This window comes from Olsenella sp. oral taxon 807 (genome assembly GCF_001189515.2).
Classification (GTDB): Bacteria; Actinomycetota; Coriobacteriia; order Coriobacteriales; family Atopobiaceae; genus Olsenella_F.
The window spans coordinates 1393060-1404268 of the sequence record NZ_CP012069.2 but is presented as its reverse complement, the minus strand read 5'-3'; the positions used below and the strand labels follow the sequence as shown (position 1 = coordinate 1404268).

Annotated in this window: 11 protein-coding genes; all 11 read right to left on the bottom strand. The window is 64.7% G+C overall.

Annotated elements, in window-relative coordinates:
- Nucleotides 1-4: 4 nt before the first annotated feature.
- The 11 genes from ADJ70_RS06015 to cmk all read right to left on the bottom strand — a co-directional run bounded on the left by ADJ70_RS06015 (nucleotide 5) and on the right by cmk (nucleotide 11209).
- The gene (locus ADJ70_RS06015) at nucleotides 5-1855 is read right to left on the bottom strand and encodes an ABC-F family ATP-binding cassette domain-containing protein (RefSeq protein ID WP_050344346.1); all 1851 of its coding nucleotides are present in this window, start codon (nucleotides 1853-1855) and stop codon (nucleotides 5-7) included.
- The gene (gene coaBC, locus ADJ70_RS06010) at nucleotides 1856-3097 is read right to left on the bottom strand and encodes a bifunctional phosphopantothenoylcysteine decarboxylase/phosphopantothenate--cysteine ligase CoaBC (protein WP_050344345.1); all 1242 of its coding nucleotides are present in this window, start codon (nucleotides 3095-3097) and stop codon (nucleotides 1856-1858) included.
- Complete coding sequence (locus tag ADJ70_RS06005; RefSeq protein ID WP_050344344.1) at nucleotides 3094-3810, bottom strand: zinc ribbon domain-containing protein; 717 nt, start codon at nucleotides 3808-3810, stop codon at nucleotides 3094-3096. Before ADJ70_RS06005 ends, coaBC begins: the two co-directional genes overlap by 4 nt.
- Before the next feature lie 35 nt (nucleotides 3811-3845).
- Nucleotides 3846-5021, bottom strand: a complete 1176-nt coding sequence (locus tag ADJ70_RS06000) for a cysteine desulfurase family protein (RefSeq protein ID WP_253273251.1) — start codon at nucleotides 5019-5021, stop codon at nucleotides 3846-3848.
- Nucleotides 5022-5023: 2 nt separating this feature from the next.
- Complete coding sequence (gene rpe / locus ADJ70_RS05995) at nucleotides 5024-5701, bottom strand: ribulose-phosphate 3-epimerase (RefSeq protein WP_050344343.1); 678 nt, start codon at nucleotides 5699-5701, stop codon at nucleotides 5024-5026.
- Between the two features lie 12 nt (nucleotides 5702-5713).
- The gene (locus ADJ70_RS05990; protein WP_050344342.1) at nucleotides 5714-6730 is read right to left on the bottom strand and encodes an NAD(P)H-dependent glycerol-3-phosphate dehydrogenase; all 1017 of its coding nucleotides are present in this window, start codon (nucleotides 6728-6730) and stop codon (nucleotides 5714-5716) included.
- A 3-nt stretch (nucleotides 6731-6733) separates the two neighbouring features.
- On the bottom strand, nucleotides 6734-7414 hold the full coding sequence (locus ADJ70_RS05985; RefSeq protein ID WP_253273250.1) for a glycerol-3-phosphate acyltransferase: 681 nt from the start codon (nucleotides 7412-7414) through the stop codon (nucleotides 6734-6736).
- Nucleotides 7411-8733, bottom strand: coding sequence for a ribosome biogenesis GTPase Der (gene der / locus ADJ70_RS05980; RefSeq protein WP_050344341.1), 1323 nt, complete (start codon nucleotides 8731-8733; stop codon nucleotides 7411-7413). The genes ADJ70_RS05985 and der overlap by 4 nt, the downstream gene beginning before the upstream one ends.
- 128 nt (nucleotides 8734-8861) lie before the next feature.
- Nucleotides 8862-9722 carry a 4-hydroxy-3-methylbut-2-enyl diphosphate reductase gene (ispH, locus tag ADJ70_RS05975; protein WP_050344340.1) on the bottom strand — a complete coding sequence of 287 codons (861 nt, stop codon included), beginning with the start codon at nucleotides 9720-9722 and terminating at the stop codon, nucleotides 8862-8864.
- A 9-nt stretch (nucleotides 9723-9731) separates the two neighbouring features.
- Complete coding sequence (locus ADJ70_RS15305) at nucleotides 9732-10523, bottom strand: 1-acyl-sn-glycerol-3-phosphate acyltransferase (protein ID WP_083443844.1); 792 nt, start codon at nucleotides 10521-10523, stop codon at nucleotides 9732-9734.
- Nucleotides 10520-11209: a (d)CMP kinase gene (gene cmk, locus ADJ70_RS15300; RefSeq protein WP_050344339.1), complete on the bottom strand. Its 690-nt coding sequence runs from the start codon at nucleotides 11207-11209 to the stop codon at nucleotides 10520-10522. Before cmk ends, ADJ70_RS15305 begins: the two co-directional genes overlap by 4 nt.

Below are 11209 nucleotides of genomic sequence, written 5' to 3'. Positions count from 1 at the left end.
CTCCTCACTCCGTTCCCAACTGCTCGCTGAGCTCCAGCCACTCGTCCTCGAGCGACGAGATCTCTGCCTCGGCGCCATTCACCCTCTTTTGCCCCTCAAGCAGGGCCTCGAAGTCCGTGGGGTCTATCGATGACAGTGCCTGCCTCAGGTCGTCGAGCAGCTCGCGCTGCCTGGCAAGACGCCGCTCGACAGAATCGAGGCGCTTTTTGGCCTCGCGACGCGACTTGTTCGAGAGGGCCTGCCCTGACGGTCCTGTGGGTGCCTTCGGTGTCGCAGCCGGGACGACCTGTGTCGAGCGCTCCGCATGAGGGGCGCTAGCCCTTCCCCTCGCAGCGCTGCCACCGTCACGTTCTCGAGACTCGAGCAGCGCAAGGTACTCGTCCACGCCGCCCGGGACGTGCCTGACGTTTCCACCGATGAGCGCGAACTGGTCGTCTGTGACGCGTTCCATGAGGTAGCGATCGTGCGTCACGAGGATGAGCGTACCGGGCCAGCCGTCGAGCAAATCCTCGAGGACGGCGAGCATGTCGGTGTCGAGGTCGTTTCCGGGCTCGTCGAGCACGAGGACGTTGGGCTCGTCGAGAAGCACGCACATGATGGCCAGGCGGCGGAGCTGTCCGCCCGAGAGATCGTGTACGTAGGTTGGCCATTCGCGCCGCTCGAAGCCAAGGCGCTCCAGGAACTGCTCGAAGCTCTGCTCTTTGCCGTCGATGACGGCAAAGCGCCTGTGGCTCGCGACGAGCTCGCCCAGGCGCCAGTCGCCTCGCTCGCGAAGGGCGTCGAGGTTCTGTGACAGGACGCCGAAGCGCACCGAGGCACCTATTCGGACCAGGCCCGCGCTTGGTGTGAGCCGCCCGGTCATGAGCGCGAGGAGCGTGGACTTGCCGACGCCGTTCTCCCCGAGGATGCCTATGCGCTCGCCGGGGCCTACGAGCCAGTCGATGCCGTCGAGCACGACCTTCTTGCCATAGGAGGCACAAGCGCCCCTCATCTCGATGACCTGCTTGCCGAGGCGGCTCACGGCAAGGCGCTTGAGCTCTATGTCGTTTCTAAGGGGTGGATCGTCAGCGACGAGCGCGCGAGCGGCCTCGAGGCGGAACTTGGGCTTGGAAGAGCGGGCCTTGGCGCCGTGGGCAAGCCAGTTGAGCTCCTTGCGAAGGACGCTCTGGCGTCTCTCCTCCATGACCGCCGCCTGCCGCTCTCGCTCGACGCGCTGCTGTATGTAGGCGGAGTAGCCACCCTCGAAGGGGTCGATCCTGCCGTCATGGACCTCCCACATTCGCTCGCAGACCTCATCGAGAAACCAACGGTCGTGCGTCACGACGAGGAGCGCCCCCTGCCCCGGCTGCCAGCGCCCTTTTAGGTAATGGGCAAGCCAGGTGATGGCCCTGACGTCAAGGTGGTTGGTGGGCTCATCCATGAGAAGCACGTCCCAGCTGCCCATGAGCACGCGGGCGAGGTCGCAGCGACGGCGCTGGCCGCCCGAGAGCTCCCCCACCCGGGCGTCGCGGTCGATGTCCGAGAGAAGCTCGTCCATGATGGGGCGAAGCCTGGGGTCTGCGGCCCACTCGTACTCGGGCCTGTCTCCCACGACGGCGTGCAGGGCGGCGTCGGTATCATCGAGGCTGTCCGACTGGGCAAGGAGTCCCACACGGATGCCACTTCGGTATGTGATCGTCCCCTCGTCTGGCTCCATAAGGTGGGCGATGAGGTCGAGCAGCGTCGACTTTCCCTCACCGTTTCTGCCTACGATGCCTATGCGATCGCCCTCGTTGATACCGATCGTCTGGCTCACGAGGACCTGCTTGCCGGGCCACTCCTGGGAGATGCGCTCGCACCCTATGAGAATCCCCACCTAGCCGACCTCCCCTCTTGCGGCGCGCTCGACGCCTGCCCCATCGAGCAGTACGGCCAGTCGGCTCACGACCTCACGCGCGACCTCGCAAAGCGGAAGCGTCTCCAGCTGCTCGATACCCTTGGCACCCACGAATGTGACACGACTCGTGTCGGCCCCAAAGGTCGAGTCCTTGCGGGAGACGTCATTGGCGACGATGAGGTCTGCCTGCTTGCGCTCGAGCTTGGCTTTCGCGTTCTCGATAAGCTTGTCGGTCTCTGCCGCGAAGCCGATGACGATGCGATCGCCCTTCGTGCGCCCAAGCTCGGCCAGGATGTCTTTGGTCTCTTGAAGCTCGATCGAGAGGAGCTGATCCGTGTCCTTCTTGAGCTTGCGGTTTGCGGGATGGGCGGGGGTGTAGTCCGCCACGGCCGCCGCGCAGACGGCGGCATCGGCGCCGTCGAAGGCCTCACGTGTCGCGTCGTACATCTGGGCGGCGGACACCACGTCCACGCGCCTCACGCCGGCAGGAGTGACAAGCGTACAGGGTCCAGAGACAAGCGTGACCTTGGCCCCGCGAAAGGCTGCCTCAGCCGCGATGGCATAGCCCATCTTGCCCGTCGAGCAGTTGGCGATATAGCGTACGGCGTCTATGGCCTCATGGGTAGGGCCAGCGTTCACGACGATGCGCCGACCCGCAAGATCGTGACTGACATGGCCCTGTTCGCCTAGCAGGGCGAGAGCAGAGCAAACGATGTCGTCCACGTCCGCAAGCTTGCCCTCACCCACGTCGCCACAGGCGAGCCGCCCGCTCTTGGGACCGACGAGAAAGACGCCGCGCTCGGTAAGTGCCCTGACGTTTGCCTGCGTCGCGGGATGCTGCCACATGTGCACGTTCATGCCCGGTGCCACCAGCACGGTACGGTGCATGGCCAGAAGCGTGGTCGAGAGCGCGTCGTCCGCGATGCCCAGGGCCATCTTTGCGATGACGTTTGCCGTTGCGGGCACGACGACGCAGAGCTCGGCGGAGTCTGCCAGGCTGACGTGCGGTATGGGGGTATCTGGATTTCCGTAGAGGCTCGTCACGACGGTGTGGCCGCTCAGGGCCTCGAAGCTCGCCGTCCCCACAAAGCGGCAGGCGTCTTCGCTCATCACGACACGCACGTCGCAGCCCGCCTTCTGGAGGCCCCTGAGGACCTCGCAGGCCTTGTAGGCGGCGATGCCACCACACACGGCGAGCACGACAGATGCCCGCGCGCTCATGCCCCATCCCCTTCGATGACGAGGATCCTGTGACAGTAGGGACACTCGGTGATTGGTCCTTGGTTGAGCGCGGCCGCGAGTTGGCTGGGTTGGAGTCGCACGCGACAGGTGCTCGGCATGTTGCCGCTCAGCACCTCGACCGCAAGCCCACCGAAGCGTCTCATCGTCCGCTCGTAGCTCTCCTGGGTCCTCTCGTCGAGAGCCCCGAGCAGCTCCTTGCGCTCCTTGGCCAGCGCAGCGGCCCTGTCCATGAGACTAGAGATGTCCCTCTCCTTGGAGGCGACAAGTTCGCGCCTCTGGGCGTCAAGGCGTTCGAGCAGGGAGAGGGCGTTTGACTCGGCCTTGCGAAGCTTCTCCGTGAGCTGGGACTTTTCCGACCTGTTATGCGAGAGCTTCTCGAGCTTCTTGGCAATCGTCGAGAGCTGCTCCTCGTAGCCCTTGATCTGGCGGTAGTTGGTCTCTGTCAGGGCGGTCTGCCTGACTTGTTGCTGCGCCTCGAGGAGGCGCTCGCGCTCCTCGTCGCCCTCCTCGATCTCCATCTCGTCATCCTTGCGCTGGCCCACGATGTGCGAAAGTTCGCTTTGGAGCTTCCTCTTTGACCGCTTGACGACCTCGAGCTTCTGCTCCTGTGGCATGGACTTGAGCCGTGCGCTTATGCGCATCAGGGTGAGGTCTATCTCCTGGAGCCTAAGCAGGGCCTCATGGTCTCTCATGCTTCTCCCTTGGTTGGGTACCGATGGTGCTGGGCCTAGCGTGCGGACGAGACGATGCGAAGGAGCTCTTGCGCAAAGCGATCGAGCTCGTCTGTGCCCACGCGCTCGTCAAACGAGATGCGCAAAGACCCGAGGGCGGCCTCGCGCGGTATTCCCATGGCGAGAAGGACATGGCTCGCGTCGAGCGAGGCCGAGGAGCAGGCAGAGCCTGCCGAGACCTCAAAGCCCGCCTGGTCGAGCCTCAAGACGAGCGTCGGCGAGTCGAGCCTGCGCGTCATGACAGAGACGATGCCCGGCAGACGGCCCTCGTCTAGCTGGGCTGTCGTCGTGGGCAGGATGCCCGTCTTGGGGGCGCAGAGCCTGTCGTAGAGGGCCTGGGCACGACCTTCCACCTCAAGGCGCCTCGCCTCAAGGCCGTCTGAGCAGAATCTTGTCACGGCCGCGAAGGCGAGTGCTCCCCTCACGTCCTGGGTGCCTGGCCTTCTGCCTCCCTCCTGGCCGCCACCGAACTCGCGTGGCCTGAAAGGGCAGCGGCTGCGCAGCACGAGGGCCCCGACGCCCACGGGACCACCTATCTTGTGCGCGGACAGGCTCACGCCGTCTACGTCCTCAAGCGCAAGCGGGATCTTCCCAAAGGCCTGTGCGGCATCGGTGTGCATGAGGGCACCCGCCTCGTGTGACGCTGCGGCAAGCTCCGCCAGGGGTTGGACGATGCCCGTCTCGTTGTTGGCGCTCATGATGGAGACGAGCGCCACGTCATCTGCCAGGACGGCGTCCAGCGCATCTGGCGAGACCCTACCGTCTGTGCCGGGCCTCACGAGCGTCACCGTAAAGCCCTCGTCCCTGAGCGAGGGAGCGACGTCGATCTCGGAGTCGTGCTCTATGGCTGAGATCACGATGCGTCTCCGCCTGCGGTCACGTCCTCGGGCACCCTCTGCCATGCCGTGGAGGGCGAGGTTGTTGGATTCGGTGCCACCTGAGGTGAAGGCGAGGTCCTGGGGCCTGAAACCACCCCCTAGGGCGCTCGTGATGTCCCTGCGTGCGCCGTCAAGCGCACGGGCTGCCCTGCGACCCAGGGTATGGAGGGAGTTGGGGTTGGCGCCGGCAAAGGGCGAGCGGTCGTAGTCTGCCTCGGCCTCAAGGGCCTCGCTGCGCAGGGGCGCCGATGCGGCGTAGTCCAGATACAGGTGGCTCAGCGCAGTCTCGTCCACAATCAGACGCTCCTCAGCAGACCCATGCGCCCGGCCTCGCGGATGGCCCTGACGTTGTCCGCGCGGTTGGCGCTGAATATGGTCGTGCCCGCAACGAGCGCGCGGGCGCCGTCGCGTACGACCCGCGTGGCGTTGTCTGCGCCTATGCCGCCGTCAACCTCGATTATCGGACGTACGCCATGCTCCTCGCACATGGCCGTGAGCTGGCGAAGTTTCCTGTGGCAGGTGCCGACGAAGTTCTGGCCGCCAAAACCGGGGTTCACCGTCATCACGAGGACGAGGTCGAGCGCATCGAGCACTGCCTCGAGCGAAGCTATCGGCGTCGCGGGGTTCAAGGCTATGCCTGCCTTTGCGCCGGCATCATGTATCAGGCTCACGAGACGCTCGGCATGGGTCTGTGCCTCCCAGTGAAAGGTCACGATGTCGGCCCCGGCCTCCAAGAACCACGGGACGCACTCCTCTGGGTTCGAGACCATGAGGTGCACGTCTAGGGGAAGCGAGCTCGCCTTCTTGACCTGCCTCAGAATGGAGGGCCCAAACGAGAGGTTAGGCACAAAGTGCCCGTCCATCACGTCATAGTGCAAGAGGTCTGCGTCAGCCACCGCATCCAGCTCCTCACCCAGGCGCGTGAAGTCGGCGGAGAGAACCGATGGTGCCACGAGCACGTCATCATCCAACATGGGTTCCTCCCATCAGTTTGCCGTAAGACCGTAGAACTCCTCGTCGGGAATGCGCGAGAGCAGCGTGTGTGCCGCCTCGTCGACATTGCTTCCCTCATAGAGGATGGCATGGACGGCAGCGGTTATCGGCGTCTCGATGCCTCGCTCGCGAGCGAGCTCGCAGACGCTCACGACCGCGCGCGCCCCCTCGACGACCATGCCGGTCGCGCTCTCGTAGCCCTCAAGCGACGCCCCATGGGCGAGCGCCATGCCAAAGGTGCGGTTACGAGAGTGCACGGAGGTACAGGTGACGATGAGGTCGCCCATGCCGGCAAGACCCATGCAGGTCATGGGGTTTCCCCCCATCGCGTGAACGACGCGGCTCATCTCGGCAAGTCCGCGGGTCATGAGCACCGCCAGTGCGTTGTCCCCAAGGCTCGTCCCCGCGCAGACGCCGCTGGCGATGGCAATGACATTCTTGACCGCCGCACAGACCTCGATGCCCCTCAGGTCGTCGGTGCGGTATACCCTGAAGCGGCGGCTCAGGAAGAGACCCTGAAAGAGTGACGAGACGCTCGCGCGCTCAGATCCCACGACGGCGGCCGAGACCCTGCCTTGGCAGACCTCCTCGGCATGGTTGGGACCCGAGAGCGCTGCCACGCGCCCAGGGTTGCCGAGGACGTCGGAGACCACCTCCGTCATGAGAAGGTGCGAGCCTGGCTCGATGCCCTTGGTGAGGACGAGCATGGGCACGTCTTCGCCCACAAGGCCGACGAAGCCGCCGAGCACGTTTCGCAGGTGGTTGGAGGGGACGGCGATCACGATGGCATCCGCCCCCCTGACTGCCTCGGCCGCGTCACTCGTCGCGGCGATCGTGGCGGGGAGCACGTAGTCACGCAGATGGCGGGGGTTCGTGTGCTGCTCGTTTATCGACTGGGCGACCTCGGGCGAGTGCGCCCACATGACGACTCGCCTTGCGTTCTCGCTCACGAGGCCGGCTGCGGCCGTACCCCACGACCCTGTGCCCATGACCAGAACTGTATCCAGCATACCTTAGCGTCCCTTCCTGGCGGAGTCATCCTTGTGCAGCGAGAAGCGGCTTTCCTTTCCTGTGGCGAGCCTCTTGACGTTTTCCCGGTGGCGCCAGAGGGCGACGATACAGGGGATGAAGACGAAGATCGATGCCACGGGATCCATCTTGAAGAGGAGTCCAAGGAAGGGCATCGTGAGGGCGGCAGCGATCGAGCCGAGTGATATGTAGCGCGTCGGGATGACGAGTACCAGGAAGATGGCGAAAGCCGAGAGCGCCATGGGCCACAGGAGCACAAGGCCCGCCCCAAGCCCCACAGAGATACCCTTGCCGCCATGAAAGCCAAGGTAGGGAGAAAATATGTGACCGAAGATGCAGGCCATGAACACGAGGGAGAGACAGGGGGCGAAAGGACCTGCGGCCGACATCGCCCCCCAGCCTCCGCCGCTCGCGAGGCCGAGGCCGAAGCGCGCCACCGCCATGATGACAAGGCCCTTTCCCATGTCGAGCAAAAACGTCTTGCCGGCGGCCTTGCCGCCTGCGGCACGCGCCACGTTGGTCATGCCGATGTTTCCCGATCCGACCGTGCGCACGTCGACGTGCTCGGGAGATCCCTTGGCAACGACCAGGCCGAAGGGTATGCCACAGACGAAGTAGGCTGCGAGCATGAAGGCGGCCGTGCAGATGATGATGGGAGCCGTCACTTCGGGTTCTCCTTTCCCCTGAACTTGAGGCGGATGGGCGTCCCCTCAAGCTCGAGGCTCTCACGCAGGCGGTTCTCGAGGAAGCGCTCGTAGTTGTCATCGACGAGGTCAGGTGCGCTGCACCAGAAGGTGATGGTGGGGGGCTTGGTGGCCGTCTGGGTCCCGTAGCGGAGCTTGAGTCTGCGACCCTTGTCCGTGACGGTGTGACCGTCCTCGCGTATCCTGGAGATAAGCTCATTGAGCCGGCTCGTCTTGATCTGGGACGCACGCACGGCCGCGACCCTGACGGCCGTCTGGAGCACGCGGTCTATGGCCGCGCCCGTGAGGGCGGACGCGTTGACGACGGGGACCCAGCTGGCGTGACCCATGCGTTGGCTGAGGGAAGACGATAGCTCTCTGCGTTTCTCACCGCTGTCGATGAGGTCCCACTTGTTGAGCACGATGACGACCCCACAGCCACGCTCTACCGCCATGCCCAGAAGCTTCTGGTCCTGCTCGGTGATGCCGACCGTCGAGTCGACCACGAGCAGGCAGACGTCGGCCCTATCCATGGCCGCAAGGCCCCTCACGAAGCTGTAGTACTCGACATCCTCGTGGACCTGGGCCTTCTTGCGCATGCCTGCGGTGTCCACGAGGCGGATGGTCTGTCCCTTCCAGCTGATGAGGGTATCTGTGGCATCGCGGGTCGTGCCCGAGAGATCAGCCACGATGAACCGCCTCGTCTTCGCGAGGCGGTTCGCGAGCGATGACTTGCCCACATTGGGTCTACCGATGATGGCGAGGCCAAGAGCGGGGTTATCCGTCGCATCGTCCTCGGTCTCGGGCAGGACGTGGACGATATCGTCGAGGAGGTCCCCTGTACCGTGGCCATGGCCCGCCGATATCGGCCTTGGTTCTCCGACGCCGAGCGAATAGTAGTTCCAGCTCTCTAGGCTGGCGCTTGGGTCATCGATCTTGTTGACCACGAGGAAGAGGGGCTTCTTGGACGCCCTCACGACGCGGGCGACCTCCTCATCCTCGTCGGTGACGCCCACCGAGCCATCCACGACGAAGACGATCGCATCCGCCTCGTCGCAGGCGACGATCGCCTGCTCGCGAATGTGCGGCGCGAAGGCGTCTTTGCTTTTGGTCGTCTCTATGCCGCCCGTGTCTATGAGCACGAAGTCGCGGCCGTTCCAGTCACAGTCGTGGTAGGAACGATCGCGGGTGACGCCGCTCGACTCGTGTACGATGGCGTCGCGGCTCGCGGCAAGTCGGTTAACGAGGGTGGACTTACCTACGTTAGGCCGTCCCACAACAGCTACCTTGGGCTTGGGCATTGCACTCCTCAACTACGCTCACAGTCCGACTAAGTGTAGCAGCATTCGAGTCCACGAGATGGGCAAAGATGAACACAAGGGCGGCAGAGGGACCCGTGCCCCGCACGGCAGACGGCGGGGCTTGGGACTCACACCCCGACGCCCTCTGTCCCCACGAGCCTTCCGATGGCAGCGATAACGTCGTCTATCTGGGACTGGGGTGTCGAGGCGCCCGCCGTGACGCCGATGTTCTCTGCACCCTTGAACCACGAGCCCTCGAGCTCCGACGAGGACTCTATGTGATGCGTCCTTGGGCAGAACGTCGAGCAGATCTGGGCGAGGCGCGTCGTGTTGGCCGAATTGCGACCACCGATCACGACCACGATGTCGGAGTCGTTCGCGAGCTTGGCCGCAGCCTCCTGCCGAAGCGACGTGGCCTCGCAGATCGTGTCGATGACACGCAGCTCCTCGCACCTCCCTACCAGGGCAGAGACGAGCTCCCTTAGGTTGTGGCGTGACTGTGTCGTCTGTACGACGACACCCACCTTGCGTCCGAGTGCGATGTCATCGAGATCGGCCGGAGTGGACACGGCGATGGCACCCGGGGCGTGCCCGAGCGTCGCCTCGACCTCCGGGTGTCCCGCCTCACCGAGGACGAGCACCGTGTAACCCTTCTGGACGAGCCTCTCGGCTGCCTGGTGCGCGCGAATGACGAAGGGGCAGGTTGCGTCGAGCACCACGTCATGAGAGGCATGGGCAGCCCGCTCCTCGGTGGGTGTGACGCCATGGGTCCTGAGCAAGATGGTGCCGCCGGGCTTCTCGGAGGCGCTCTCGACGACGCTGACGCCGCGTCTCTCGAGCTCCCTCACCACGCAGGGGTTGTGGATGAGAGGACCGAGCGTGTGAATGGGTCCCACGCCGTCTTGCGCCGCCTCCCGCGCCATGTCAAGGGCGCGATTGACGCCGTAGCAGGCGCCCGCCTCGTCGGCGACTGAGATCTTGGCCGTCATGCGATCGCCTCACATCTTTCCGGGGTGCTCGCTCCTGAGCTCCCCCACGAGGTCGTATACGGCGCGCATCGAGGCTCTCTCCATCGCGTCGGTTTGCTCCTTGCGACCACTCACGCCAAGCTCCGAGAGTTCGATGCAGCTGCCAGCCTTGAGGTAGACCCTCCCGAAGCGCTTCCAGTGCGTGCCCTTGGGCGTGATGTTGCGTGCCCCGACGATGGCCATGGGCTGCACCGGTGCCTTCGTGAGCCGAGCAATCAGGGCGAAGCCCTTGTGGAACTCTATCTTCTGGTCGTCCGACCTCACACGCGTTCCCTCGGGATAGATGAGCACGCACTCTCCGCGCTCGATGGCGTGCTGGGCACGGCGGATGAACTTCATGTCGGCCGTGCCCCGTACGACGGGGATGGCACCTACGCGGGAGAAGATCCAGGTGACCAGTTTGCTCTTGTCGAACTCGCTCTTATAGATGGGACGTACGCGCATGCCCCTGAACCAGAGTGACGCGACGGTGACAACGGGGTCGAGCATGGACTGATGGTTCATCACGATGATGCGTCCGCGCCTGTCGTTCCAGAGCAGCTCCGCGTCCTCTATCTTCCAGGGCCAGGCTATCTTGGTCGCAACGGTAACGACGACGATGATGATGCCGAGAAGGATGCGGCTGGGCAGCGGAAACTCGCGTATGCCATGGTCATAGTAGTCGTCGACGCTGTTGCCCCGAAAGGCGTGAAGCCTGTCTGCCTTGGACACTCCCTTCACGCTGCTCGATGCCCGCTCGCCCCTCGCCAACTGCCCGCTCATCGCCTGACCTCGTCAATCGCCGCGAGGACCTGCGTTACGACCTCGTCGAGGCGCAGGTCGGATGAGTCGATGTGGCGCGCGTCTAGGGCGGGCCTGAGCGGCGACTCCTCACGTGTCGAGTCGAGCCTGTCACGTCGGATGAGGTCGGCAAGGACGCTTCGCTCTGTCTTGACGTCCACCTGAACACTTCTGTCCATGGCGACATCCTTGCCCTGTCGCTGCGCTGCGCGGCGATGCGCCCTTGCCTTAGGGTCGGCGGTGAGGAAGACCTTGACGTCCGCGTGGGGAAAGACGACGGTACCCACGTCCCTTCCCTCGGCAATGACATCGCCGTTTGCGCCCAGCTGGCGTTGGAGGGCGACCATGGCCCTGCGCACCCCCGGGATCGCCGAGACCGCCGAGACGTGCTCATCCACCTGGGGCGTGCGGATGTCCCCTGTCACGTCCCTGCCGTCGAGCAGTACCGCCTGGCCGGCGTCTGTGGCGTCAAAGCTGATGTGAGCGCGCTTGGCGATCTCCGTCACGGCTGCCTCGTCAGAGCAGTCCACGTTGTTCTCAAGGCAGTCCAAGGTGACGGCGCGATACATCGCACCGGTGTCGAGCAGCGTCAGCTGACGTCGTGCGGCGACGGCTCTCGCGACGCTCGACTTGCCCGAGGCGGCCGGGCCATCTATGGCGACGATCAT

Bases quoted from the DNA above. Each gene is read 5' to 3' on its own strand.
- coaBC (WP_050344345.1), bottom strand. From the start codon at position 3,097: ATGAGCGCGCGGGCATCTGTCGTGCTCGCCGTGTGTGGTGGCATCGCC.
- ADJ70_RS06005 (WP_050344344.1), bottom strand. From the start codon at position 3,810: ATGAGAGACCATGAGGCCCTGCTTAGGCTCCAGGAGATAGACCTCACC.
- rpe (WP_050344343.1), bottom strand. From the start codon at position 5,701: ATGTTGGATGATGACGTGCTCGTGGCACCATCGGTTCTCTCCGCCGAC.
- ADJ70_RS05990 (WP_050344342.1), bottom strand. From the start codon at position 6,730: ATGCTGGATACAGTTCTGGTCATGGGCACAGGGTCGTGGGGTACGGCC.
- der (WP_050344341.1), bottom strand. From the start codon at position 8,733: ATGCCCAAGCCCAAGGTAGCTGTTGTGGGACGGCCTAACGTAGGTAAG.
- ispH (WP_050344340.1), bottom strand. From the start codon at position 9,722: ATGACGGCCAAGATCTCAGTCGCCGACGAGGCGGGCGCCTGCTACGGC.
- ADJ70_RS15305 (WP_083443844.1), bottom strand. From the start codon at position 10,523: ATGAGCGGGCAGTTGGCGAGGGGCGAGCGGGCATCGAGCAGCGTGAAG.
- cmk (WP_050344339.1), bottom strand. From the start codon at position 11,209: ATGATCGTCGCCATAGATGGCCCGGCCGCCTCGGGCAAGTCGAGCGTC.